We start from the raw sequence: 24826 nt of genomic DNA, 5'->3' as shown, positions 1-24826 counted from the left end.
CTCCTCGTGCCGGCCAGGGTGCCCGGAGCAAGGCGCGCCCAGCGCCGGAGGGTCGTTCCCGACCGACTGGGCGCGCCGCCCAGGGCTTTCAGCCCTTGATCGCCGTACGCTCGCTGTCGTGGCTGATCGCGATGCGGCGTGGCTTTGCCTGTTCGGCCACCGGGATCGTCAGCCGCAATACGCCGTCATGGTAGCTGGCTTCGATCTTGTCGGTGTCCAGATTCTCTCCGAGAAACAGCTGCCTGCTGAACACGCCGCGCGGCCGCTCTGCGGAGACCATCTCCCGGCTCTGATCGAGTTCGGGGCGCTCCGCGCGGACGGTAAGCACGTTGCGCTCGATGTCGAGGTCGAGAGAGTCGGTCTGCACGCCAGGCAAATCGAATTCGACGATGAAACGGTCACCTTCCCGCCAGGCATCCATCGGCATCACCGCCGGGCGGGCCGCCGTCCCCAGCACCTGTTGCGTCAAGCGGTCAAGCTCACGGAACGGATCTGTGCGGATCAACACCATGTTCACCTCCTGACCTACAGCAGATGATCTATGTCTGCTGACATAGCTTTTTCATATCACCTCGAGAAGACTTATGCAAGTAGAAGACAGAAATTTTCTAGTCACGGGTTGCCGCGAACCCCGTGGTCACCAGCGATGAGGCAGGACGCCACGCGGGCAGTGCAATTGCCATAGCCGGGCGGTACGGCAGCGACCAACACCCGAAGACACAACGCGAGACGGACGAGACTAACCTATGTGTAGCCACATAGATTCTTCATGTTAAAGATGCTATTTTTATGTATGTGGACGTTAACAGGTTTCCTCGCAACAGAGACCGCCATTTGGGCGAAGATGCCACATCGCGGTCTGCGCGCGGTGTATACGGCATCTCGGTGGCATCCGAGCTGTCGGGAATCGGCCCGCAGACGTTGCGGCTCTACGAGCGCTGGGGACTGTTGAGGCCGTCCCGCACGCCTGGCGGTACCCGTCGTTACAGCGATGACGACCTCGACCGGCTCAAGCAGATCACCGATCTGGTTCAGCAGGGCGTCAACCTGGCCGGCATCGCTCGGATACTGGAGCTGCAGAGCAGAAACAGCCAACTGGAGTCGCACAACACCCAGTTGCAACTGGATAACGCCAAGCTCAAGACAGGCCGACGGGCGGCAGCTGGTACCGTCGCATCGAGAAGGGGAAGGAGGGGCTCGAGCGATGGACGCCAGGGAAACCGCGGGAACCGGCGAAACGCCTGACGCCGACGCGGCCGAACAACGAGCGATTGTCGCCGGGGAGGATGCGGGCCTGGATATCTCCTATCTGACCGGCATCGGCGACCGCGAGGCCAACGAGGCCGACGTGATCGATCAAGCGATCGTCGTGCCCATTCCTGACGAGGAGGGAGAGTTCCCGCGCTGACACCGTCGCCTGGTCGCGGCTCGGTTCGGCGAGTTACGGGTCCTCAGAGGGCAACGAGGCGGCCGTCGGTCGCGCGGGTTGAGGGCCGAACAAGGGTCCCCAGACAGTGCGGGCCACGGCGGCGGCGTCATCGAGGTTCTTACCGTGCTGGGCTTCGGCGATGGTGGCCAGCGAGCGCGCTAAGTCGACCGCACCACATGGTGCCGCTTAGCCGTTTGTGCCGTCGAGCCTATCTCCTGCTCTTTCGTGCTTTCGGCCTGCTTTCGGCCCGCTTTCGGCCAATGCGGGGCCGGCGCCGGCCGCTTTCGGCCGATGCGGGGCCGGCTCCGGGCACATCGGCCCAGGCGACGCCGGGAGAAATCCCGGCTGGCAGCATCGAGTCGTGAGCGGCGATCTCTACGTACACCGTTACGGTCCGTCCGGCCCCCTGCGAATCTTGGCACTGCACGGGCTGACCGGCCACGGGCAGCGCTGGCACCGGCTGTCCGCCGAGCACCTGCCGGAAGTCGCCCTGGCCGCACCCGATCTGCTCGGCCACGGGAGGTCGTCGTGGGCCGCACCTTGGACCATCGACGCCAACGTCCGGGCGCTGGCCGGTCTGCTCGATGAGCAGGCCAACCTTCCGGTGCTGGTGGTCGGGCACTCGTTCGGCGGCGCGATCGCGCTGCATCTGGCCGCTACGCGCCCAGACCTGGTCGCGGCGCTGGTGTTGCTGGACCCGGCGATCGGTTTGAACGGCGATCGGGTGCGCGCAATCGCCGACGCGATGTTAGCCTTCCCCGACTATCCGGGCGCGGCGGAGGCCCGCGCCGACAAGGCCGCGGGCTCCTGGGCAGACGTAGCGCCTGCCGTGCTGGACGCCGAGCTCGAGCAGCACCTGGTCGCGCTGCCCGGTGGCCGCTACCGCTGGCGGATCAGCCTGCCGGCGATGATGTCCTACTGGAGTGAGCTCGCCCGTGCCATCGTGCTGCCGCCCAAGGGAACTCCGACAACCGTAGTGCGGGCGAAGCGGACTTCGCCGCCTTATGTCACCCAGGAGCTCATCACCGGGCTTCGACAGCGGCTGGGATCCGACTTTCGCCTGCTGGATTTCGATTGCCAGCACATGGTGGCGCAAGCCAAGCCCGCCGAGGTCGCCGCGGTGATCCGCGCGCAGATCCGCTGACCGTGGCGCGAGTGACCGATGAGCAGGTCGAACGGGTGCGTGCGCTGATAGCGGCCATCCCCGCGGGGCGGGTCGTTACTTACGGCGATATCGCCGCTGCCGCAGGACTGCCCAGTCCACGGATCGTCGGATGGATCATGCGCACCGACTGCGGCGACCTGCCCTGGCATCGGGTGATCAGCGTAGCCGGGCGCCCGGCTCGGCATCTCGCCGCCCGCCAGTTGGAACTGCTGCGCGCTGAAGGGATTCTCAGTGTTGATGGCCGGGTTCCGTTGCGCGAGATCCGCTACGACTTTTCACCCGGCGGGGATGCGGCCGGGTAACGGCCAGGGAGGAGTGACGCCCTTAGAGCATCAGCCGGACCAACGCCGCGGTGCGGGCCAGCCCCGGAAAAGCGGCCGCCGTGGACCGTGGGTGCAGCGCATGGACGGCCAGGCGGAATATCAACGCGCGCAACAACATTTGCGGCCACTCCGGGAACGCGCTCCACCTCTCGATCAGTCCGTCGTCGGCCTCGCCCCAGGAGAGTGCGTCGACGACGACCACGCCCGCAGCCCACGAGGCGGGCCGCCAGTAGGGTGTGATGTCGGTGATCCCGGGCGCCGCGGTGCCCTCGAAAAGCACCGTCCCATAAAGGTCTCCGTGCACCAGCTGGCTGGGGCTCCTCGTGGGCCGGCGCAGCCCGGCGAGCTGGTTGATCAGATCGATCGAGCGCTGCCCCTCAGCTGTCGGAGGGGCCAACTGCGCGGCCGGCGGCACGGATTGCAACGGCCGCTCCTCCCACGCGGCACGGTCGGCGGCGATGAAGACATCGACGTCCGCCCATGGCTCCGTAGGCCCTTGGGTGAGGAATCTGGGACGCTCCAGTGTGGCCGTAGCCTCATGCAAACGCACTGCGGTTGAGACGACTTCGTCATGTCGGGGCTCCGGCGTGCCGGCGACGAACGTGTCTGCGCGCCAGCCGGAAACCACGTAGCGACCATCGGTGGAGCGCACCGGCCGGGCCAGACGCACACCGTCGACGAAGAGGGTCTCGCGCACCCGCGCCGACCAGGCGGCGCGGGCGTGGTCGACTGCCATCGACAGCACCACCTCGCCGCACCGCCAACCGCCTTCCCACACGTCACCTAACAGCACCGGGCGCACACCGCTCAGACCGAACGCCGCCAGAACGTGCTCGGGCGGCCGCTCGACACTCAACCGGTCCTCGACGCTCACAGGCTCAGGGTAACCGCGCTGAGGTCCCGCGACGATCAGTACATCACCATGTCGGGCTGGATCTGCTTGGCCCACGCCACGATGCCGCCCTGCAAGTGCACCGCGTCGGAGAAACCCGCCTTCTTCACCACGGCCAGGGCCTCCGCGGAGCGCACTCCCGTCTTGCAGTACAGCACCGGTGTCCGGTCCTGGGGCAGCCTGGCCAGACCCTCACCGGAGTTGATCAACGATTGCGGGATCAACTGCGCGCCGTCGATGCGGTTGATGGCCCACTCCACCGGCTCGCGGACGTCGATCAAGGCCAGCTGCTTGCCGGAATCCAGCAACGCACGCAGCTCACGGGGGGTGATGGTGGATCCGGCCGCCGCGTCGGCGACCTCGTCGGACACCGCACCGCAGAATTCCTCGTAGTCAGCCAACTCGGTGATTTTGGGCGTCGACGGATCTTTGCGAACCGTGATCGTGCGATAGCTCATCTCCAGGGCGTCATATACCAGCAGCCGGCCCAGTAACGGTTCGCCGATCCCGGTGATCAGCTTGATGGCCTCGGTGCCCATCACCGACGCGATGGAGGCGCACAAGATGCCCAGCACCCCGCCCTCGGCGCAGGACGGCACCATGCCGGGCGGCGGCGGCGCCGGATACAAGTCCCGGTAGTTGAGGCCACGCCCGCCCGGCGCGTCCTCCCAGAACACCGAGACCTGGCCCTCAAAGCGGTAGATCGATCCCCACACGTACGGCTTTTTCGCCAGCACGGCGGCATCGTTGACCAGATAGCGGGTGGCGAAGTTATCGGTGCCGTCCAAGATCAGGTCGTATTGCGCGAACAAGTCGACGGCGTTGTCCGGCTGCAGCCGCATCTCATGCACGCGCACCTGGACCAGCGGGTTGATCTCGGCGATCGAATCCCGTGCCGACTGCCCCTTGGGCCGGCCGATATCCGACATGCCATGGATGATCTGACGCTGCAGGTTCGACTCGTCGACGACGTCGTCATCGACGATGCCGATGGTGCCGACGCCGGCTGCGGCCAAATAGAGCAACGCCGGCGCCCCCAGCCCACCGGCCCCGATCACCAGCACCCGGGCGTTTTTTAGCCGTTTCTGCCCGTCGACACCCAAGTCGGGGATGATGAGATGCCGACTATAGCGGGCAACTTCTTCTCGGGTCAGCTCGGCCGCCGGCTCCACCAGCGGCGGCAACGATGTCGACACCACTGTCTCCTCGTTATCTCCTCTTTCCAACTGCCCGGCTCGCTTCCTGTCCGCGGCGCGGCTCGCCTCGTCGCCAGGCAATGTTGCGTTCCTCACCAGTGTTAGCCACCACCATCACAGCAGTTGTCAGCGCCCACGGCAAACAGGTCAACGGTAACGGTCCCAGGTAGCTTCCCGCCGGCCCGCAGCCGCCGGTTCTTGCCGGTGCCCGGCGGGCGTCCGGCCCGGCTGCCCAAGCCGGGTCGGGGTTTCCCGGCCCGCGCCCGCGACCCGGTCCCGGGTGCATTGGGGCATTAGGCGATCGGATAGGGCCAGGGGTTGTATCGACAGGACTTGCCATCCGGCTTGACCCATTCCGGGTCGAACTTCGCGGCATCGTCATCGGAGGTGGAAAACGTCTGCTGCATCATCACCGGCGCCAACCCGCCCTGCTTGTCGCACGACTCGTGGCGGAGATATCCGATTGCATGGCCGACCTCGTGGTTGATCACATACTGCCGGTAGGAGCCCACGTCGCCCTCGAAGGGGACCGCCCCGCGAACCCATCGCGCCTCGTTAATGAACACCCGTGCCTGGCCGGCGGGCCCGAACGACGGGTTATAGCAGGACGTCTCCAGCGGGAACTCGTAACCGCATCCCTCGCGCACCGTCATCGGGGTCGTCAACGAAACCCGAAAGTCGGGGTTTCCGCTGTCGACCCTGGTAAACGCGAACTGCGGGTTATGCGTCCAGCCTTTGGGGTTGGCCAGCGTCTGGTCGATCATCCGCGCAAACGCATCGTCGCCGCCGAACATCGTCGGATCGATACCGTTTTCGACCTCGACGGTGTACCTGAACACCTTGGCGGTGCCCCGGCCGACCTGCGGCTCGGTGCCCGGGACGACATGCCAGCTCTTGTCACCTGCCACGGTGAACGGGCCGCCGTCGGGCAGCATGCCGGTGGGCAGGCTGGCATCGAAGTGGACGAGGCCTGCGGGCGGCGCGTCGATGATCGCTGTGCCCACCGCCCCGATGGCCACCGGCCGCTGAGCCGGTTCCTGGGAGGCCGGAGCCGGCGCACCGGTTCCGGCCACCGTCTGATACACCACCACCGCGGTGAGCACCACCAGCGCGGGCAGGGCGTACGCGCGCCACCCATAGGTGGACACGAAACGGCCGAGCCATGTTTGTTTGCGCCAACGGCGCCGCTCACGGTTGGCCCGCGCTCGGCCGGGACTCCACGCAAGGGGATCACGCTGCGCGCGCAACGGCTCTCGCCACTCGTCGCGGAGCACCGGTAGCCGACCGGCGCTGGGCCACTGCCGCGACGATGTCACAGCCCCAGGATGACACAGTGGCGGTGGGCTGTAAGCTGCGGCGCGCCTGATAGCCTTGCCGACGCGGTGCGACGGCCCGCACATCGGCGCCGATCGCAAAGGGCTAACACACCGACGGTAGTAGTGTCGGTGCGACAAGCCGCGCTACAAGCAACGGTCGGCGGCGAACCCAACCCAAATTGAGGATTCGATGAGTGATCTCGCCAACGCGGCGGAACCGGGCGCCGAGAAACCGTCCGGCAGCGATGCCTCCCTGGACAGCCTGGTCACCAACCGGCGCGGTAACCGGCTGCCCCGAGACGAGCGCCGAAGCCAATTGCTCATCGCCGCCAGCGAGGTGTTCGTCGACCGCGGCTACCACGCGGCCGGCATGGACGAAATCGCCGAGCGGGCTGGGGTTAGTAAACCTGTTCTATACCAACACTTTTCAAGTAAACTGGAATTATATCTGGCGGTGCTCCAACGGCACGTGGACAATCTGGTGTCCAGCGTGCGCCAAGCGTTGCGTACCACCACCGACAACCGGCGGCGATTACGCGCGGCGGTGCAGGCGTTCTTCGACTTCATCGAGCATGAGAACCAGGGCTATCGGCTGATCTTCGAGAACGACTACGTCACCGAGCCACAGGTCGCTGCGCAGGTGCGGGTGGCCACCGAGGCGTGCACCGACGCGGTGTTCGACCTGATCAGCGCGGATTCCGGGCTGGAGCCCCACCGGGCCCGGATGATCGCGGTCGGACTAGTGGCCATCAGCGTCGACTGCGCCAGGTACTGGCTGCACGCCGACCGTCCGATCTCTAAAGAAGAGGCCGTGGAGGGCACCGTGCAATTCGCCTGGGGCGGGCTGTCGCACGTGCCGCTTACCCGCTCCTAGCGGACTCCACCCCGATCCCGAAGCCCACCCGGCGCGCGTCGGCGACACCGATCTCGACGTAGGCGATCTTGGCGCTGTGAATCAAATAGCGACGCCCCCTCTCGTCGGAGAGGCTCAACACCTCCGAGTCCTTGCGCAGGGCGGCGCTGACCAGTGCTTCGACCTCATCGGGCGTCTGCCTCGTCGTGAACACCAGCTCGCGGGGGCTGTCCGTGATACCGATCTTGACCTCCACGCCGATCCCTTCCGTCCACCTTCAGGCCCCTCGGGCAAACCTGCAGACAACATCGTCTTAGCAGCAGGCTAGTGGACGCGGGCAGCAGACGGGGCCCGGCCGTCCGCAGCGACGGGCGCCGGCGAGCCGCCTCACCACCGCCGCCTCACCACCGCCGCCTCACCACCGCCGCCTCACCACCGCCGGCGATCGGCCGACACGCCCACGCCTCACTTAGACCCATCTAGTTTACATATATATCATCAGCATCATCAGTACCAGACACCGGCTCGGCGCCGCCATCGAGGACCGCCCGAACGACGCGACCAGCGCCGACGGCGATCGGCGCGCCGAACCACACGACCATCGCTGGCGCCCCGTGGCCGCCGTCGCCGGCGGTGTGCTGGTGCTGGCCGTCATCGCCACCATCGTCATCGTCAACGGTGGGGACAGCGCGTCAACGACGGCCACCGTGATGCCCTCACCGAGTCGAACGGTGACCGCCCAACCACGGCCGACAAGCCCGAAAGCGGCGCCCCCCGCGGTGCTCCCTCCCGAAACGGTCACCACGCTGCCACCGCCTCCCACGACACCGCCCACCGCCGAAACGCCCACCGCGGAACCGACCGTCCCACCGCCGGCAGTCAGCCCGCCCGCAGCGCCCCCCGTGAATCCCCGCACCGTCGTTTACACGGTGACCGGGACCAAGCAACTCCTCGATGTGGTGACCGTGATCTACACCGACGCCCAGGGCCTGCCCCACACCGACTTCAATGTGGCGCTGCCGTGGAATAAGACGGTGGTCTTGAACCCGGGCGTGCAGACCCGGTCCGTCGTCGCGACCAGCCTGTACGGCCGGCTTAACTGCGCGATCATCGACGCCGAAGGTCAGACGATCGCGGCGTCCACCAGCAATACGATGATCGCCACCTGCACCCGCTGACCGCACGGCCTATCCGGAGGATCGGACCGCCGACAGGCTAGCCCAGGCCCAGATCGCGCATTCGCCTGGCGTGGGTTTGCTGTAAACGGTCGAAAAACGCGCCCAACTGGCTTAGCCCCGCTGTGGCGGAGACCACCAGATCCACCAGCTCGTCATGGAGGGCCAACACGTACTGAGCCTGGGTGATCGCCTCACCGAGCAGGCGGCGAGACCACAGCGCCAGCCGGCTGCGCTGCCTGGCGCTCGAAGTCACCGCGGCCCGCACTTCAGCGACGACGAACTGCGAGTGCCCGGTCTCCGCCAGCGCCGCACGCACCACATCGGCGACCTCGTCGGGTAGCCCGTCGGCGATCTCCAGGTAGAAATCGGCGGCCAGGGCATCGCCGACATAGGTCTTCACCAACGCCTCCAGCCAGGTGCTCGGCGTGGTCAGCCGGTGGTAGTCATCGAGCACCGACGCGTACTTGGACATCGCCGGCACTACGTCGACGCCACGTCGTTCCAGGGCCTCGCGCAACAGCTCATAGTGCCCCATCTCGGCGGCCGCCATCCGCGCCATCGAAATCCGCCCCCGCAGGTCCGGTGCCATCCGCGCCTCGTCGGCGAGTCGATAAAACGCGGCCACCTCGCCGTAGGCCAGCAGCGCGAACAACTCGTTGACCCCCGGATGATCCGCGGGCAGGCGCGGCGGAGGCGGGTCGGTCACCTCGTCAGCACGCGACAGCGAAGACATGGCAACACTCTAGTCGGCGTATGCAGCGCAAACCGGGGCTGCGTCGCCCGACCCGCTACTATGAAAGGCAGTGGCTGTTTCCCGATGGCCGCTAGAGCGAAATGTGCGTGCACAGTTGGCCCGCCTGACTTGGCGCAGGGCCCGCGACTTGGCAACGTTTTCGGCAGTCGGCTCGTGCGCGCGTGGACCGCGACGAGATTGACCCAACCGAACACCGAAAGGCCTATTGCCCACGCATGACCCACCTTCAAACGACAACTCGACCCACGTTTGCCGAACTCGGAGTCCGCGACGAAATAGTGCGCGCACTCGCCGACGACGGCATCGACCATCCCTTTGCCATCCAGGAGCTGACGCTGCCGCTGGCGCTCGCCGGCGAGGACATCATCGGCCAGGCTCGCACCGGCATGGGTAAGACCCTCGCGTTCGGGGTGCCGCTGCTGCAGCGCATCACGGCGCCGGCCGGCGAGCGGCCGCTCACCGGCGTTCCACGGGCCCTGGTGGTGGTGCCCACCCGGGAGCTGTGCCTGCAGGTGACCGGTGACCTGGCCGCCGCGGCGAAATACCTCACCGCCCCCGACGGTCGCCGGCTGTCGGTGGTGTCCATCTACGGCGGGCGTGCCTACGAGCCGCAGATCGACGGACTGCGCGCCGGCGCCGACGTGGTTGTGGGAACCCCGGGCAGGCTGATTGACCTGGCCCGGCAGGACCATCTGCGGCTGGGCGGGGTAGCGGTGCTGGTGCTCGACGAGGCTGACGAGATGCTTGACCTGGGCTTCCTGCCCGACATCGAGCGCATTCTGCTCCAGATCCCCGACAGCCGGCAGTCGATGCTGTTCTCGGCCACCATGCCGGATTCGGTCATCACGCTGGCGCGCACTTTCATGAGCCGGCCCACCCACATCCGCGCCGAGGCACCGCACAGCTCGGCCGTGCATGACGCCACCGCGCAGTTCGTGTACCGCGCTCACGCGCTGGACAAGGTGGAGCTGGTCAGCCGGATACTGCAGGCGCGGGACCGGGGTGCCACGATGATCTTCACCCGTACCAAGCGCACTGCCCAGAAGGTTGCCGACGAGCTGGCCGAACGTGGCTTCAAGGCCGGCGCCGTGCACGGCGATCTCGGGCAGGTGGCCCGCGAAAAGGCGCTGAAGGCGTTTCGCACGGGCGGGATCGACGTGCTGGTCGCCACCGACGTGGCCGCCCGTGGTCTGGACATCGACGACGTCACCCACGTCATCAACTACCAGTGCCCCGACGACGAGCACAACTACGTGCACCGGATCGGCCGCACCGGCCGGGCCGGCCGCACCGGGACCGCCGTCACCCTCGTCGACTGGGATGAGCTGGAACGGTGGGCGATGATCGACAAAGCACTGGGCCTGGGTTGCCCGGCACCCGCCGAGACCTATTCCAGCTCGCCGCATCTGTACAGCGAGTTGAGCATTCCGGCCGACGCCGGCGGTAGCGTCGGCGCGACGCGTCCCTCGCCACCCAAACGCCACGAGTCCGACCATGACCGTCGGCAGTCACGCGCCACCCGGCCCCACAACCGCATCCGGCCGCGGCGGCGTACCCGCGGCGGCAAACCCGTGACCGCGCCCCTGAGCACCACCGGAGAGGCTGCGTCGCAGCCGCCCTCCGGATCACCGCCCGGCGATGCTGTGCGCCACCGGCGCCGCCGGCGCCCGCGGCGGGCAGAGACGCCGGCAATACTGGCCGCCAGCACTAGCTGAACTGCCGGGCAGGCGCATGGTCAGACCGGAACGCCGCACCACAGCCGATATGGTGGCCGCTGCGGCGATCTCGGTCGTGGTGGCCGTAGCCGCGGCGCTGATCTGGTGGACCAGCGACGCTCGGGCCACCATTAGCCGGCCGGCCGCCCAACTGCCAGCCACTCCGCTGCCGGCCCGGGAGATACCGGTCTCGCTGCATCAGCTCTGGAGCGCCCCCAGCGCGGCCACCACCCGGCCCATAGTGGTAAGCGGAAGGGTCGTCACCGGCGAGGGACGAGAGGTCGACGGCCGCGACCCGGCCACCGGCGAGGTGCGCTGGAGTTACTCCCGCGACAGCGACCTGTGCGCGGTGTCCTGGGTCTACCGCTACGCGGTCGCGGTCTATCGAGATGGCCGTGGCTGCGGTCAGGTCAGCACCATCGACGCGGCCACCGGTCGCCGCGGGCCGGCCCGCACCGGCTACGCCGACGACCACGTGGACGTGCGCTCCGACGGCACGACGGTCTTGTCCGCAGGCGACACTCGGCTGGAACTCTGGCGCTCGGACATGGTCCGGATGCTGTCCTACGGCGAGACCGACGCTCGGGTGAAACCGTCGGCGCGGGGGCTGCACAGCGGATGCACCCTGGTCTCGGCGGCGGCCAGCTCGTCGGCGGTCGCGGTGCTCGAGGCCTGCGGCCCGCAGCGCGGCCTGCGCCTCGTCCTGCTGCGCCCGGCCAAGGAAGAGGACGAACCCGAGCAACGTGTTGTCCCGGTGCCGGGGGTCAGCGCGGATTCGGGTGCCCGCGTGCTGACCGTCTCGGAGACCACCACGGCCGTGTATCTGCCGTTGCCAACGCCACGAGTCGAGGTGATCGACGAGACCGGCACCACGGTCGCGAGCACACTGCTACCGCACCCGGCCGGACCGTCGACGGCGGTGTCGCGGCCCGGCAACCTGGTGAGCTGGTGGACGGGCGACGCGGTGCTGGTCTTCGACGCGGCGAATCTGACCTACCGCTACACCATCGCCGGCGCCGGGGCCGCTGCTCCGATCGGACCGGCCGCGACCATGGCGGGCCGGCTGCTCGTCCCGGTCACCGGCGGCCTGGGGGTCTTCGACCCGGCCAGTGGCGCCAATGAGCGCTATGTGCCGGTCAGCCGGGCGCCCGTCAGATCAGCGGTGATCCCCGCCGTCTCCGGTAGCCGGGTGTTCGAGCAACGCGGCGGCGTCGTCGTTGCGCTGGGTTGACACGGTTTGACGGCCCGGTTGCTCCCGGCGCCGCTACCGGCGCGTCATTCGACCGTTAGAGCGGTGAACGTCGGTAGCGGCCGCCCGGATTTCCAGTGCTCGAGCAGCGCCTGCGCCAGCTCGCGGTAGGCTTGCGCGCCTTTATTCTTGCGGGCGGCCAGCACCGACGCCCCCGACGCGCTGGCCTCGGCGAACCGCACCGTGCGCGGGATGGGCGGCGCCAGCACCGGCAAGTCGTAGCGGTCGGCGACGTCAAGCAAGACGTCGCGGGTGTGGGTGGTGCGAGAGTCGTAGAGCGTGGGCAGCGCGCCCAGCAGCCGCAGGCGGGGGTTGGTGATCTGCTGCACGTCGCCGACGGTGCGCAGGAATTGACCGACGCCGCGGTGCGCCAGCGTCTCGCACTGCAGCGGCACGATCGCTTCGTCGGCGGCCGTCAACCCGTTGAGGGTCAGCACCCCCAGCGAAGGCGGGCAGTCGACGACGACGACGTCGAACTGGCCGGCGAGCCTGTCCAGCGCACGTTTGAGCGCGTACTCCCGACCCGCGCGCATCAGCAGCATCGCCTCGGCGCCGGCCAGGTCGATATTGGCCGGCAGCAAAGTCATACCCTCCGCCGTGGTGACCAGCGCCGCGCTCGGCTCCACCTCGCCAAGCAGCACTTCGTGCACCGATACCGGCAGCTTGTCCGGGTCGTGTCCCAGCGAGAACGTCAGACAGCCTTGCGGGTCCAGGTCGACGAGCAGCACCCGTTGGCCCTCGGCCACCATCGCAGCACCCAGCGATGCCACCGTCGTCGTCTTGGCCACCCCGCCCTTTTGGTTGGCCACCGCCAGTATGCGCGTCTTCGTCACACCGATATCCTGGCACTTTCTCGTCCTGCCGCGGGCCAAGTAGTGAAGGTGCGGCACAATCGATCCACATGGGCGCGAAGAATCACCGGCTGCTGTTGCTCCGGCACGGGGAGACCGAGTGGTCGCAATCGGGCCGGCACACGGGGCGCACCGAGCTGGAGCTAACCGACCGCGGGCGCAAACGGGCGCAGGCGGCCGCCACGACGCTGAATCGGCTGCGGCTGGACCATCCGGTAGTGATCTGCAGCCCGCGTCGGCGCGCGCTGGTCACCGCCGAGCTGGCCGGGCTGCGTGTCGACGAGATCACCGAACTGATCGCCGAATGGGACTACGGCGCCTACGAGGGGTTGACCACAGAGCAGGTCCGGGAATCGGTGCCCGACTGGCTGGTGTGGACGCACGGGTGTCCGGACGGGGAAAGCGTGGCCCAGGTCCGCGATCGCGCCGACGCGGCCATCGAGTTGGCATCGCGGCACCTGGCCACACGCGACGTGGTGTTCGTCGGCCACGGCCATTTCTCCCGCGCGGTGATCGCCCGCTGGCTTCAGCTGGCGCTATCCGAGGGACTGCGCTTCGGCATGGCGGCCGGGTCCATCGCCGTGTGTGGCTTTGAGCACGGCGCGCATCAACTGGCCGCGCTCGGGCTCACCGGCGACTCGGATCCACCCGCACACGGGTGACGGGAGATAGCGGGACGCGGTCCCCGGAACCACCGTTCACGCTGTGCGGGCCGGATGGCACCCTCATTGCCGACGGCGTGGCGGCCTGCTATTCCGAGGTAACCGCCGCCCAAACGGCGCTGCGCTCGACCAAAGTGCCAATGCTGGTGGGTGCGTTACCGTTCGACGTGACAAGGCCGGCCTCATTGATGGTGCCTAACGCTGTCCTGCGGACCAGCGCGCCGCCCGCCTGGCCGGCCGGGCCGTTGCCGGCGACCCGTATCGCCGCGACGATACCTCCGCCCGAGCGCCACCGCACCCGGATCCGCCGGGCACGAGATCAACTGGCGGGTGACACCGTGCTGCGTAAAGTGGTGCTCGCCCGGGCGCTGCGGCTGGTCGCCGACGGTCCGCTGGACGGCCGGATCATCTTGCGCCGATTGCTCGCCGCCGACCCAGCTGCCTTCGGGTATCTCGTGGACCTCTCTTCGGCGGGCACACAATATTCAGGCGCCGCCCTGGTCGGTGCCAGTCCGGAGCTGCTGGTCGCCCGCTCCGGTGACCGGGTGATGTGCGAGCCGCTGGCGGGTTCGGCACCACGCGCTGCCGACCCCGAGCTCGATGCCGCCGCCGGCGCGGCTTTGGCGGCCTCGGCCAAGAATCGCCGCGAACACCGGCTGGTCGTCGACACCATGCGCGATGTCCTGCGCCCGCTGTGCACCCAGCTGACGGTCGCGCCCACGCCCCGGTTGCGCCGCACAGCGGCGCTGTGGCATCTGTGCACGCCGATCAGCGGTCTGTTACGTGACACCGCCACCACCGCACTGGATCTGGCGTTGGCACTGCACCCGACCCCGGCGGTCGGGGGTGTCCCGGCCGATGCCGCATCCAGGCTTATCGCCGCGCTGGAGGGCGACCGCGGTTTCTACGCCGGCGCGGTTGGCTGGTGCGACATGCGAGGTGATGGCCAGTGGGTGGTGTCCATCCGTTGCGCGCACCTGTCGGCCAACCGCCGCACCGCGCTCGCCCACGCCGGCGGCGGCATCGTCGCCGAATCCGACCCCGATGAGGAATTGGACGAGACAACAACGAAATTCGCGACGATATTGACCGCGCTGGGGGTGCGGAGCAGTTGGCGGAATACTGAGTGATAGTGAGCGTATGAGCGTTCTAGTGAGTGTGCTGGTGGTGTGAGCCTGACGGAGTGGGCGCGTGCTCAGGGTGTGCATCCGCAGACGGCGTACCGCTGGTTTCGGGAGGGCACGTTGCCGGTGCCGGCGGTGCGGGTGAATTCCCGCTCGGTGTTGGTGTCCCCGGACGCGCCTGGTGAGTCGGGAACCGCCGCGTTCGGGTTGTATGCGCGGGTGTCCTCCCATGATCAGAGGTCCGATTTGGACCGGCAGGTCGCTGGGCTGACTGGCTGGGCCGCGCAGGCCGGTGGCCAGGTGGTGCGGGTGGAGGCCGAAGTCGGCTCGGGGATGAACGGGTCGCGGGCCAAGGTGCGACGGTTGTTGGCTGATCCGAAGGTGACCGTGGTGGTGGTGGAGCATCGGGATCGGTTGGGTCAGATGAACACCGAGCTGGTCGAGTCCGCGCTTGCCGCGCACGCCCGGCGGCTGGTGGTGCTCGACGACGGTGAGGTGACCGATGATCTGGTGCGCGACATGGTGGATGTGCTCACTTGGTTCTGCGCACGACTCTATGGTCGCCGAAGTGCTCGAAACCGCGCGTTAAAAGCGGTGGGCTGCGCGCAGCGCGACATCGGCCCCAAGGCTGTTGTCGGAGGCCGGGTGGATGATGCCGGTCATGGATGAGCTGCGGCGGGCGTTGCGGTCAAGGTCTGCGCGAAGGCGGCCGTCATGACCATCCTGCGCCAGATCGCTGCACCGTTTGTCGCCGACCCGGCGACGGGTGTGTGCATACGCACCCGGCTGAAAGGACTCACCGCCGCCGACGAAGACGTGCTGCGTCAGGTGGGTGCCCACTTGGGCGGGCTGGCCGGCGCTGATCTGGCGGCGCGGGTGCGCGCCGGTGTGGGCCACGGCAAGGACGCCTGGGCCGAGCGCAAACGCGGCCTGACCGTGGAGTCGACGGCGCGCTGGGCGGGCGCCATCACCAAAGCCACGCACGACCAGTGGGGGCTGGCGCGGCGCGCGCAATACGCGCACGCCCAATCCCTGCGCGACGGGATCGCGATGATCCGCCACCGGCTCGCCCAGGAGTTGGGATCAAAAGGCGTCGACGGTATGCCGGGCGGCTACCGCAGCCGCCAGGAGTGGTTCGCCAAATCACGGCGTCTGGCGGACCTGCAAGCACGGCTCGCGCGGGTGGAGGCTGACCGGGCAGCCGGTCATGTGAGCGTGGTGCGCGGCGGCAAACAGCTGTTGCGCAAACGCCACCACCTGGCCCAGGCCGGGCTCACCGAGGCGCGGTGGCGAGATCAGTGGGAAGCGGCCCGCTGGTTTTTGTCTGCTGATGGCGAGTCGGGTAAACGCTGGGGCAACGAAACCATCCGCGTCACTGGTGAGGGTGAGCTGTCGCTGCGCCTACCGGCTGCGTTGGCGCACTTGGCGAACGGCCCGCACGGCCGCTACGTCTTCTGCGGCAGGGTGGAGTTTGCGCATCGCGGCGCCGAATGGGCCCAGCGGGTGGCCGTCAACCGGGCGGTGGCTTACCGCATCCACTTCTGCCCCGATAAGCAGCGCTGGTATCTTGACGCTGCCTGGCGGCGCACGCCGGCACAGGCGGTCCCGCTGGAGTCGCTGCGCGCCGGGGAACTGGTCGGGGTGGACATGAACGCTGATCACCTCGCCGCTTGGCGCCTCGACCCGCACGGCAACCCGATCGGCTCCCCGCGCACGTTCGGCTATGACCTCTGCGGCGCCGCCGACCGCCGCGACGCCCAAGTCCGCCACGCCCTGACCCGGCTGCTGCATTGGGTCACCGACAACGCGATCACGGCGATCGCGGTCGAGGACCTCGACTTCACCGACAGCAAGGCTCGCGAAAAGCACGGCCGCAAACACAGGTTCCGCCACGTCATCTCGGGCATGCCAACCGCCAAACTGCGCGCTCGACTACTCGCCATGGCAACCGGGGCAGGGATCAGCGTGATCGCCGTCGACCCCGCCTACACCAGCAAGTGGGGCGCCCAGCACTGGCACAAACCACTGGCCGCACACCATCCACAGACCACCCGCCACCACGCCGCGAGCGTGGCGATCGGACGGCGCGCCCTCGGACATCGGATCCGGCGACGCGTGGCACCGCCTCAACCACACCAGAGTGATGTGGCTGAGCATCGGACCACGCAGGCCGAATCTGGCGGCCGGGAGCGTGAGACAACCCGCCACCCCGGGCCGGGACCACGGACACGATCCGCTTGTCCGACCGGGGCGAAGAACGCGGGAAGTCAGGCGACCCAACACCGTTCGGGGCTGCCCACTGAGCAAAACTCAGTTTCGCTCAGTGTTTAGGAACGGTGACCCGGTAAGTGAACCAGACCGCACACGGCGGTGAGCCGGCCGCCACGAGCCGCGTTTCAGCAAATCAGCTATCGGCTCTTTGCCGGCGATTGGCGAAGCCGGCCGAACCGCGTTGACCGTCGCGGGCCACCCAGCGCGTTGCGGGTGGGCTGAAGAGCGACGCCAACACCGTCAGCGCCATGATGATGATGCCCATCGGGATCGCAAACCCCAGGCGGTACGAGCCCACCGCGAGATGCCACGTTACGGGCAGCAGGAGCAACTGCGTGAAAACCGCCGGCCCGCGTCCCCAGCGCTTGCCGACCAGCAGCCCGCATCCGGCGGTGAGTACCCCGGTGCCGGCCAGAGCAAACCACACCGCGGTACCAAAGCCGTTGACCACGCGCTGGTCGGCCCCATCGAAGCCACGCACAACCAGAGCCACGGCGACCCCGAGCGCAGCCGTGCCCTGCACCGCGACGATCACTCCCGCCCCGCGCACCGCGGCCGGAACAGTCACGGCACCAGCGTAGCCAGTCCCGGGATACCCAATGCTCCCCGACCCGCATCGTCGCCGGCACACCCCACCCGCCCGGCTCCTCCCCGGGTCGCTCCCCAACCCGCATCGTCGCCGGCACACCCCACCCGCCCGGCTCCTCCCCGGGTCGCTCCCCGACCCGCATCGTCGCCGGCACACCCCACCCGCCCGGCTCCTCCCCGGGTCGCTCCCCGACCCGCATCGTCGCCGGGCCTAAGCTCAATGCCGGGTAGTTAAGGTCCGAGGGCTGTTGTCAACGATTTCGACTCGTGTGTCGCATGTTTGGGTTCGGGGTCGTTGATGATGGCGGTGATGCTGGTGATCGGTGTGCTGCGTTCGGGCCGATAGGGGTCTTTCTTGTTGTAGCGCGACAGTGGGGATTTGACCTTGCGGACGCTGGTACGTGGTCGCCGGGGTGGGAGCAGGTCAGCGAGCACGGCGCGGCCGATGTGCCCGACGAGGTCGGTGTCGTTGGTCACGTTGGCGGCGTTGACCAGCAGGTCTTTCGCCGTTTCCAAAGCGGTGGTGAAGCTGGCCCGGTCCGGGTCAGTACCGGGGCGGGATTCGACCGCACTGACCATGGCACGCCGCAGCGCCTGGTAGACGGTCAGCAGCGCCCACATTTCCTGTTCGAGTCCGGCCGGGTCGGTCGATCGCAACACGCGGCCGGCGGCCAGAGTGTGCCGCAGCGCCAGGTAGGCGATCTCGTGCTCCCAGCGCTGGTGATAGACGGCGATGAACCGCCGCGCGGGATAGCGGCGCGGGTCGCACAAGGTGGTGGCCAACCGGTAGGCCGCTGTGTAGCGGGTGCCATCAGCGCAGGTGACGGTGATATCGGCGGTGATGATCCGCACCGGCAATGTTCCGATGCGCGACAGGTAGGAGCCGTCGTCGAGGCGCGCGAGTACGGGCAGGCGGCGGGTGGCGCACAGCCGGACGAGGAACTGCGCGCCGGTGCCGGCCAGCTCGGTCAGGAAGGTTTCACCGTCGAATCCGCGGTCGCATAGCACCAGCATCTGTGCGTTGAGCAGGTGCAACAGTCGCCGGGCGTAGTCGGTCTCGCCGGTGGACGGCGGTCCGAACACCGCCCCCAGCAGCGCCCGGGTACCGGTCTCGACCACGCTCATCAGCCTGATCACCGGATACCCGGTGACCCCGAGCGAGGCCTTGAGTTTGCCCAGCCAGCAGCGGTTGCGGTCGCTGTCAGCGACCTTGAACGACACGCACCCATCGAACGCGACGGTGCGATAGTGCCCGAACCGCACGCCTGGGGTGTCCGGTGCGGCCACCGGGCCGGCCAGCACTTCGAATAACGACCGCATCGGTGCGGCGCCAAGGCGGCGACGCAGATCTCGAAGCGCCTTGTCCGACAACGATCTGCGGCGGCCCGGCAGGGCTGCGGTGAGCTTGGCCCAAACCTTGCGGTAACCCAATCCGGGGAATAGGCACATCGCCAGCACGAAGTACACCCCCACCCGCGAGGGCAGCACCCGCAGCCGCCGCTGGGTGCTGCCGGTCTCAGCCAGCACCGCGTCCACCAACTCCACCGGGATCTGCCAGGTCAGCTCGCCCAGATGACCTGGAGCCAAGAGTTCGGCACGACGTACGGATTCGGGCATGGCAGAATTCGGCACCGCGACTCCTCGGTAGCAGAATTGGATCTTCGTCGACCGTTCTTCTACCAGGAGTCGCACCCATATCGTTACACAACACGCGCCACATAAGCACCGCGTGTCACCTTGACAGCTCCCGCGACGCCTTAACTACCCGGCATTGGGCCTAAGCTCAGGCGTCATGCGCGCCGTGCTCATCGTCAACCCCACCGCCACCTCCACCACCCCGGCCGGCCGCGACCTGCTAGCGCATGCGCTGCGAAGCCGGCTCGAGCTCACCGTCGAGCACACCGGCTACCGTGGTCACGGAGGGGAAATCGCACAGGCGGCCGCCAAGGACGGAGTCGATCTCGTCGTCGTGCACGGCGGCGATGGCACGGTAAGCAACGTGGTGAACGGCCTGCTCGGCCCGCCTGGGCCATTGCCAACCGGCCATGTTCCGGCGGTGGCGATAGTGCCGGGCGGGTCGGCGAACGCGCTGGCCCGATCGCTGGGCATTCCACCCGACCCGATCGACGCCACCAACCAGCTTCTCAGCCTTCTTGACGCCTACGAACGCCAGCAGACGTGGCGACGCATCGGGCTGATCGATTGCGGAGAGCGGTGGGCCGTGCTCAATGCCGGTATGGGTGTCGACGCCGAGGTGGTGGCGGCGGTCGAAGCGCAACGTGACAAGGGTGTCAAGGTCACTCCGTTGCGCTATTGGCGGGTGGCGGTGCCCATCACGGTGGCCTACGCGCGCCGTGAGCCAAGATTGACGCTGCAGTTGCCTGATCGTGAGCCCATCCCAGGCGTGCACTTCGTTTGGGTGTCCAACACCAGCCCGTGGACCTACAGCAACAACCGCCCGATGGTGACCAATCCCGGCTGCAGCTTCGACACGGGTTTGGGGGTGTTCGCACTCACCAGCATGAAGGCGATCCCCACGCTGAGATTGCTCCGCCAGATGCTGTCGAAACGACCCAAGCTCCGGGCCAAACAGCTGATCCGCGACGATGATGTGGCCTGCCTGCGGGTCACTTCCGCCGGTGCGCCGATCGCCAGCCAGTTCGACGGAGACTACCTCGGCGTGCGCGACACTATGACGTTCCGCGCGGTTCCCAATGCCCTGGCTGTGGTCGCCCCGCCGGCGGAAACCCCTTCTGAGCTGCGGTGATCACACCTTGCTAAACCAGCTCGGGGTACAACTGCGAGCGCAGCGAAAGACACCCGAGTAAGGGTTTCGGCAACGAATCATCAAAGTGAGATTTCCCACGTGTTAACTTGCACTATTGACATCTGTTGAGCCTGTGACACGATCGAACAGGTCGCACGTAACGGTAGTGAAACCTTTTTCGTGCAGGTAACAGCCGAAGAAAACGCCGGTGCGCTTTGCTGCGCACATAGTAAGGAGTAACGACGTATGGATTGGCGCCACAGGGCGGTCTGCCGCGACGAGGATCCGGAGCTGTTTTTCCCGGTGGGGAACAGTGGCCCGGCTCTCGCGCAAATCGCTGAAGCGAAACTGGTCTGTGCCCGGTGTCCGGTGACCACAGAGTGCCTCACCTGGGCGCTGAACACCGGCCAGGACTCCGGCGTTTGGGGCGGAATGAGCGAAGACGAGCGGCGCGCGTTGAAGCGTCGCAATGTCCGGCCGACGGCGCGCAGCGGCGTCTAACCTCATCTAAAGCGCAGATAGCGGCCCCGGCCAATGCCGGGGCCGCTATCTGCGCACGGGGCCACCATCTGCGCTACTGCACCGTTATTGCATAGACCGGTACCGGCGACCGATCGGAATCCGCAGCACCACATCGGTACCACCCGTGGGGGCGGCGTGTATGCGCAGGGTGCCGTCCAGCTCGGCCGATACCAGCGTGCGCACAATGTGCAGGCCCAAGCGATCCGACCGCTCCAGGCTGAAGCCCTCGGGCAGGCCACGACCATTGTCGTGGACCACCACGTCCAGCCAGCGCGCTGAGCGCTCCGCGCGGATCGTCACATGCCCTTGGTCGGCCTCGGGCGTGAACGCATGCTCGATGGCGTTCTGCACGAGTTCGGTGATCACCATGATCAGCGCCGTCGCACGATCGGAGTCCAGGACACCCAGCGCGCCGACCCGACCGATCCGGATCGGCGAATCCACACACGCCACATCGTTCATGATCGGCAAGATCCGATCGATGACCTCATCGAGGTTTACCTGCTCGTCCACCGACATCGACAGTGCGTCATGAACCAATGCGATCGATGACACCCGGCGCACCGACTCCAGCAGCGCCTCCCGCCCTTCGGCGTTCGCGAGCCGGCGCGCCTGCAGACGCAATAGCGCCGCCACTGTCTGCAGGTTGTTCTTGACCCGATGATGAATTTCCCGGATCGTGGCGTCCTTCGACATGAGCGCGCGATCGCGGCGCTTCACCTCCGTGACGTCGCGGATCAGCACCGCTGCGCCGGCCACCGAGCCGTGCACCACCAGCGGGAGTGTCCGCAGCAGTACCGTCGCACCCCCGGCGTCGACCTCCATCCGCATGCTCGCTCCCCCGGTGAGTGAGCCGCGCACGTGGTTGGCCATTTCCTGCGCCTCGAACGGGTCGGATATCAGTGGCCGGGTGACCTCGATGAGGTTGTGGCCCTCCAACTCCGAGGTCAGGCCCATCCGGTGGTAAGCCGACAGCGCATTCGGGCTTGCATAGGAGACAACACCGTCTACATTCAGGCGGATAAAGCCGTCTCCGGCGCGGGGGCTTGATCGCGCCATGGCTACGTCACCCACGTTGGGAAAGGTGCCTTCCGACAGCATGTGGACAAGATCCGCAGCGCAGTCCAGGTAGGCGGTTTCTAGCGGGCTGGATTTGCGGCTGGCGGCCAGGGCGGTTTGGCGCGTCAGCACCGCGACTACCCGTTCGCCATAGCGCACCGGTACGGCTTCTACGTTCAGGCCTCTCTGCTGCCACGAAAAGTGTTGGCCCACAGTATTTTCCCACCCGATCGTGCCCGACTCGAACGCTGCGGCCACCAGCGGCAGCCGGTCAGCGGCGACCACCGTGCCCACCGCGTCGGTCAGCAGGACAGTAGCCGCGGTGTTGGGGCGGCATTGCGCCACGCATACCAAAGCGCCGTCGTCGCGACGAACCCACATCAAATAATCGGCGAACGAGAAATCAGCCAGCAGCTGCCACTCCCCGACCACGGCGTGCAAGTGGTCGACGGCGTTTCCCGGCAACACGGTATGCTCCGCAAGCAAGTCACCAAGAGTCGACATCTGCTACCCCCGGGCTAGTCCCGGCCAGCAAGCCAGCAAGTAGGAAGAGTCCAAAGGCTTAGCTGATCACCGCGATGAGGTCGCCAGCCTGAATGACATCGCCCACCGAGACGCTCACCTTGCTGACCGTGCCGGCGACTTCGGCGATGACGGGTATTTCCATCTTCATTGACTCCAGCAGCACTAGCGTGTCGCCCTCGCCGATCCGGTCGCCCTCATTGACCACGACCTCGAGCACACTGGCCACGATCTCCGCGCGGACGTCCTCAGCCATCATCACCTCATTCATCGCCGAGTCGGTGCTGGGGTAATTCTGTCGCTCCATCGAACCACAATCAGCGGTTGGTCGGTCCGCATTGACCGCGCCGGGCGGCTTGCGACCCGCTCGACGCCCCGGGAAACGTCTGCCCCGCCGATGCCTGCGGGCCGGTGGTGGGGGCTCAGGGCTTCGGCAGCGTCGCAGTCGCCCGGACTACATCAACACAAGAATAAGCGAACGCCAAGATTAGTAAGCAGATCTATAGAGTTCGATCTGTAATCGTGTCGTCTTACAGCTGTGATTTTTGAGCAGAATCGTTACCAGAGTGATTTAAGCGTGTGAAGCACGCTCCGTTTGTTGGTTGCGCGAGAGGAGTATCCCTTGTCCGTAATAACGTCTGCAGCCGCTAAGAGTCGGGGGCCGTTAGCCCGTGCGACCGTCGGCGCAGGGCTCGCACTGGTGGCGATTGGTGCGATCGGGCTCGGCAGCGGGGTCGCCGGGGCCTCTCCGCAGCAGCCAGTACTCGTCGACGATCCAGCTCCGGGTCCCGTCGCGCCCAACCCCGCTGCGGGTGTGAGCGCCGCCAACGCGATCTTCGGGGAACTCGATTCCCTCCTCAACCAGGTGTTCCCCGGCATTGGTCCCATCTTCATGCCCGCAGCCTCCGGTGCCAACCCCTTGACTCCGGGCTCTACCGGTTCGCTGTTGCCCGGACAGAGTCCGCTGTTACCGGGGCAAACCCCGGCGCTACCCGGACAGAGTCCGCTCTTACCAGGGCAAGCCCCGGCGCTACCCGGACAGGGTCCGCTCTTACCAGGGCAAACCCCGGCGCTACCCGGACAGAGTCCGCTCTTACCAGGGCAAGCCCCGGCGCTGCCCGGACAGGGTCCCGCATTGCCGAGCTACCTCAGTCCCAACGCGTCAGTGAACACCAGCCCGGTGGTATAAGCCCGGTGGTATAGCCCATCCCAGGCACCGCCGGGCCCGTGAAAGACTAGCATCCAGTCGGATCCTGCAGGGAGGAGCAGTCATGGCCAAGCGTGGCCGCAAGAAACGAGACCGCAAGTACAGCAAGGCCAACCACGGCAAGCGTCCCAACGCTTCGTAGCGGGCGCCGCTGGAGGGTTAGAAGGGCTGTTGGTCACGAATAATGGTGGTTCGGCGGATCTCCAGCCGCAGCCGCTCGCGTAGGCGCTCGGGGGCTTTTTCGCCTCTGCACTTCTTGCTGATCAACGCCTTGATCCGTTCCTCAAGCCCGTAATACCGCAGGCATTCCGGGCAGGCCTGTAGGTGCTGTCGCAGCTTCTTTCGAGTGTCGGGCGTGCACTCACCGTCGAGCAAGGCCCATATCTCGGCGATCACCTGCGCGCAGTCGACGCTGAAATCGCTGCCGCCGGGATGACCCGAGCGCTCAGAGGGGTCCCGCGCAGACGAAGACTCGGTCATGGCGAAACCTCCTCGGGCGCTTGATCGCCGCGCGTAAATCCCCGTTCTTTGGCCACGTTGGCCAAAAGGCCACGCAACTGGCGCCGGCCGCGATGCAGCCGCGACATCACCGTCCCGATCGGCGTATCCATGATCTCGGCGATCTCCTTGTACGGGAAGCCCTCAACGTCGGCGTAGTACACCGCCATGCGGAACTCTTCGGGCAACGCCTGCAGCGCCTCGATGATCTCGGTGTCCGGCAGCGCCTCAAGGGCTTCGATTTCGGCCGAGCGCAAACCGGTGGAGGAGTGTTCGGCCGTCGACGCCAACTGCCAGTCGGTGATCTCCTCGGTCGGATACTCAGGCGGTTGGCGCTGCTTCTTGCGGTAGCTATTGATATAGGTGTTGGTCAGAATCCGATACAGCCACGCTTTGAGGTTGGTGCCCTCCTTAAACGACCGAAAACCCGCGTAGGCCTTCACCATGGTCTCCTGAAGCAGATCTTCGGCGTCGGCCGGATTGCGGGTCATCCGCAACGCGCCCCCGTACAGCTGGTCCAGTAATGGAATTGCGTCGCGCTCGAAACGCGCCGTCAGCTGTTCGTCGGTTTCCTCAGCGCCGGTGGGCTCTGGACCCTCCGCCACCTCGGGCCCAGTCGCGCCATCGACGTCGGCCATGGTGAATAACACAGTCCCTTCTGCCGCGGTGTCATCAGACAACTCCG

The 24826-nt window shown here is 67.1% G+C and carries 28 protein-coding genes; 15 read left to right on the top strand and 13 right to left on the bottom strand.

Annotated features, from left to right (window positions below; translation table 11 throughout):
• Positions 1-88: 88 nt before the first annotated feature.
• A complete protein-coding gene (locus MSM1_RS12365; RefSeq protein WP_236056263.1) occupies positions 89-511 on the bottom strand; it encodes an Hsp20/alpha crystallin family protein in 423 nt (140 codons plus the stop codon).
• Between the two features lie 278 nt (positions 512-789).
• Here MSM1_RS12365 and MSM1_RS12360 point away from each other — a divergent pair, with 278 nt between their 5' ends.
• The 4 genes from MSM1_RS12360 (at position 790) to MSM1_RS12345 (ending at position 2896) form a co-directional block, all read left to right on the top strand.
• On the top strand, positions 790-1245 hold the full coding sequence (locus tag MSM1_RS12360) for a heat shock protein transcriptional repressor HspR (protein ID WP_374101711.1): 456 nt from the start codon (positions 790-792) through the stop codon (positions 1243-1245).
• The gene (locus MSM1_RS12355) at positions 1205-1408 is read left to right on the top strand and encodes a hypothetical protein (RefSeq protein ID WP_213442550.1); all 204 of its coding nucleotides are present in this window, start codon (positions 1205-1207) and stop codon (positions 1406-1408) included. The genes MSM1_RS12360 and MSM1_RS12355 overlap by 41 nt, the downstream gene beginning before the upstream one ends.
• 382 nt (positions 1409-1790) lie before the next feature.
• On the top strand, positions 1791-2573 hold the full coding sequence (locus MSM1_RS12350) for an alpha/beta fold hydrolase (RefSeq protein ID WP_213442547.1): 783 nt from the start codon (positions 1791-1793) through the stop codon (positions 2571-2573).
• Between the two features lie 2 nt (positions 2574-2575).
• A complete protein-coding gene (locus MSM1_RS12345) occupies positions 2576-2896 on the top strand; it encodes an MGMT family protein (protein WP_213442545.1) in 321 nt (106 codons plus the stop codon).
• Between the two features lie 22 nt (positions 2897-2918).
• Here MSM1_RS12345 and MSM1_RS12340 read toward each other — a convergent pair whose 3' ends face one another.
• From MSM1_RS12340 to MSM1_RS12330, 3 genes are all read right to left on the bottom strand, one after another.
• The gene (locus tag MSM1_RS12340) at positions 2919-3773 is read right to left on the bottom strand and encodes a TIGR02569 family protein (protein WP_213442951.1); all 855 of its coding nucleotides are present in this window, start codon (positions 3771-3773) and stop codon (positions 2919-2921) included.
• 53 nt (positions 3774-3826) lie between these two features.
• A complete protein-coding gene (gene moeZ, locus MSM1_RS12335; RefSeq protein WP_213442543.1) occupies positions 3827-5005 on the bottom strand; it encodes an adenylyltransferase/sulfurtransferase MoeZ in 1179 nt (392 codons plus the stop codon).
• 293 nt (positions 5006-5298) lie between these two features.
• Positions 5299-6405 (bottom strand): DUF3152 domain-containing protein, encoded by a 1107-nt coding sequence (locus tag MSM1_RS12330; RefSeq protein ID WP_213442541.1) that lies wholly within the window; start codon positions 6403-6405, stop codon positions 5299-5301.
• Positions 6406-6511: 106 nt separating this feature from the next.
• Between MSM1_RS12330 and MSM1_RS12325 the strand changes: the two genes are divergently transcribed.
• Positions 6512-7195, top strand: coding sequence for a TetR/AcrR family transcriptional regulator (locus MSM1_RS12325; RefSeq protein WP_213442539.1), 684 nt, complete (start codon positions 6512-6514; stop codon positions 7193-7195).
• Here the strand turns inward: MSM1_RS12325 and MSM1_RS12320 are convergent.
• Positions 7182-7430 carry a DUF3107 domain-containing protein gene (locus MSM1_RS12320; RefSeq protein WP_213442537.1) on the bottom strand — a complete coding sequence of 83 codons (249 nt, stop codon included), beginning with the start codon at positions 7428-7430 and terminating at the stop codon, positions 7182-7184. The two genes, MSM1_RS12325 and MSM1_RS12320, sit on opposite strands and share 14 nt — an antisense overlap.
• A 358-nt stretch (positions 7431-7788) precedes the next feature.
• On the opposite strand from MSM1_RS12320, the gene MSM1_RS12315 reads away from it, so the two are divergent.
• Positions 7789-8352 carry an MmpS family transport accessory protein gene (locus tag MSM1_RS12315; RefSeq protein ID WP_307857370.1) on the top strand — a complete coding sequence of 188 codons (564 nt, stop codon included), beginning with the start codon at positions 7789-7791 and terminating at the stop codon, positions 8350-8352.
• Positions 8353-8389: 37 nt separating this feature from the next.
• On the opposite strand, the gene MSM1_RS12310 is transcribed toward MSM1_RS12315, so the two are convergent.
• Positions 8390-9085: a ferritin-like fold-containing protein gene (locus tag MSM1_RS12310; protein ID WP_213442535.1), complete on the bottom strand. Its 696-nt coding sequence runs from the start codon at positions 9083-9085 to the stop codon at positions 8390-8392.
• A gap of 236 nt (positions 9086-9321) precedes the next feature.
• Here MSM1_RS12310 and MSM1_RS12305 point away from each other — a divergent pair, with 236 nt between their 5' ends.
• Entirely contained in the window at positions 9322-10821 is a 1500-nt protein-coding gene (locus MSM1_RS12305; RefSeq protein WP_213442533.1) for a DEAD/DEAH box helicase, read from the top strand.
• A gap of 16 nt (positions 10822-10837) precedes the next feature.
• Positions 10838-12052 carry a hypothetical protein gene (locus tag MSM1_RS12300; protein WP_213442531.1) on the top strand — a complete coding sequence of 405 codons (1215 nt, stop codon included), beginning with the start codon at positions 10838-10840 and terminating at the stop codon, positions 12050-12052.
• 44 nt (positions 12053-12096) lie between these two features.
• Here MSM1_RS12300 and MSM1_RS12295 read toward each other — a convergent pair whose 3' ends face one another.
• Positions 12097-12903, bottom strand: a complete 807-nt coding sequence (locus MSM1_RS12295) for a ParA family protein (protein ID WP_213442529.1) — start codon at positions 12901-12903, stop codon at positions 12097-12099.
• Positions 12904-12971: 68 nt separating this feature from the next.
• Here MSM1_RS12295 and MSM1_RS12290 point away from each other — a divergent pair, with 68 nt between their 5' ends.
• The 4 genes from MSM1_RS12290 to MSM1_RS12275 are packed head-to-tail and all read left to right on the top strand — an operon-like array spanning position 12972 to position 17038.
• Positions 12972-13583, top strand: coding sequence for an acid phosphatase (locus MSM1_RS12290; RefSeq protein WP_213442526.1), 612 nt, complete (start codon positions 12972-12974; stop codon positions 13581-13583).
• Positions 13580-14713, top strand: coding sequence for an isochorismate synthase MenF (locus MSM1_RS12285; protein WP_213442524.1), 1134 nt, complete (start codon positions 13580-13582; stop codon positions 14711-14713). The genes MSM1_RS12290 and MSM1_RS12285 overlap by 4 nt, the downstream gene beginning before the upstream one ends.
• A gap of 39 nt (positions 14714-14752) precedes the next feature.
• Positions 14753-15376 carry an IS607 family transposase gene (locus MSM1_RS12280; protein ID WP_213442522.1) on the top strand — a complete coding sequence of 208 codons (624 nt, stop codon included), beginning with the start codon at positions 14753-14755 and terminating at the stop codon, positions 15374-15376.
• Between the two features lie 45 nt (positions 15377-15421).
• Positions 15422-17038 carry an IS200/IS605 family accessory protein TnpB-related protein gene (locus MSM1_RS12275; RefSeq protein ID WP_213442520.1) on the top strand — a complete coding sequence of 539 codons (1617 nt, stop codon included), beginning with the start codon at positions 15422-15424 and terminating at the stop codon, positions 17036-17038.
• A gap of 73 nt (positions 17039-17111) precedes the next feature.
• Here MSM1_RS12275 and MSM1_RS12270 read toward each other — a convergent pair whose 3' ends face one another.
• Both MSM1_RS12270 and MSM1_RS12265 read right to left on the bottom strand, forming a co-directional pair.
• Entirely contained in the window at positions 17112-17546 is a 435-nt protein-coding gene (locus MSM1_RS12270) for a hypothetical protein (protein WP_213442518.1), read from the bottom strand.
• 251 nt (positions 17547-17797) lie between these two features.
• Positions 17798-19183 carry an IS4 family transposase gene (locus MSM1_RS12265; RefSeq protein ID WP_213440082.1) on the bottom strand — a complete coding sequence of 462 codons (1386 nt, stop codon included), beginning with the start codon at positions 19181-19183 and terminating at the stop codon, positions 17798-17800.
• Positions 19184-19358: 175 nt separating this feature from the next.
• Between MSM1_RS12265 and MSM1_RS12260 the strand changes: the two genes are divergently transcribed.
• On the top strand, positions 19359-20333 hold the full coding sequence (locus MSM1_RS12260) for a diacylglycerol kinase family protein (RefSeq protein WP_213442516.1): 975 nt from the start codon (positions 19359-19361) through the stop codon (positions 20331-20333).
• A 246-nt stretch (positions 20334-20579) separates the two neighbouring features.
• Complete coding sequence (locus MSM1_RS12255; protein WP_213442514.1) at positions 20580-20834, top strand: WhiB family transcriptional regulator; 255 nt, start codon at positions 20580-20582, stop codon at positions 20832-20834.
• A gap of 84 nt (positions 20835-20918) precedes the next feature.
• Here the strand turns inward: MSM1_RS12255 and MSM1_RS12250 are convergent, their stop codons facing one another.
• A complete protein-coding gene (locus MSM1_RS12250; RefSeq protein WP_213442512.1) occupies positions 20919-22418 on the bottom strand; it encodes a sensor histidine kinase in 1500 nt (499 codons plus the stop codon).
• 58 nt (positions 22419-22476) lie between these two features.
• The gene (locus MSM1_RS12245) at positions 22477-22692 is read right to left on the bottom strand and encodes a biotin/lipoyl-binding carrier protein (protein ID WP_213442946.1); all 216 of its coding nucleotides are present in this window, start codon (positions 22690-22692) and stop codon (positions 22477-22479) included.
• Between the two features lie 1015 nt (positions 22693-23707).
• Here MSM1_RS12245 and MSM1_RS22970 point away from each other — a divergent pair.
• Positions 23708-23785 carry a 50S ribosomal protein bL37 gene (locus MSM1_RS22970; RefSeq protein ID WP_374101721.1) on the top strand — a complete coding sequence of 26 codons (78 nt, stop codon included), beginning with the start codon at positions 23708-23710 and terminating at the stop codon, positions 23783-23785.
• Positions 23786-23802: 17 nt separating this feature from the next.
• Here MSM1_RS22970 and rsrA read toward each other — a convergent pair whose 3' ends face one another.
• Complete coding sequence (gene rsrA / locus MSM1_RS12240; protein ID WP_213442510.1) at positions 23803-24123, bottom strand: mycothiol system anti-sigma-R factor; 321 nt, start codon at positions 24121-24123, stop codon at positions 23803-23805.
• Entirely contained in the window at positions 24120-24779 is a 660-nt protein-coding gene (locus tag MSM1_RS12235; RefSeq protein WP_213442944.1) for a sigma-70 family RNA polymerase sigma factor, read from the bottom strand. Before MSM1_RS12235 ends, rsrA begins: the two co-directional genes overlap by 4 nt.
• Positions 24780-24826: the final 47 nt, after the last annotated feature.

Source organism: Mycobacterium sp. SM1 (genome assembly GCF_018361265.1).
Lineage (GTDB): Bacteria > Actinomycetota > Actinomycetes > Mycobacteriales > Mycobacteriaceae > Mycobacterium.
The sequence above is the reverse complement of the archived record's forward strand: the minus strand, read 5'-3'. Positions and strand labels throughout refer to the sequence as shown.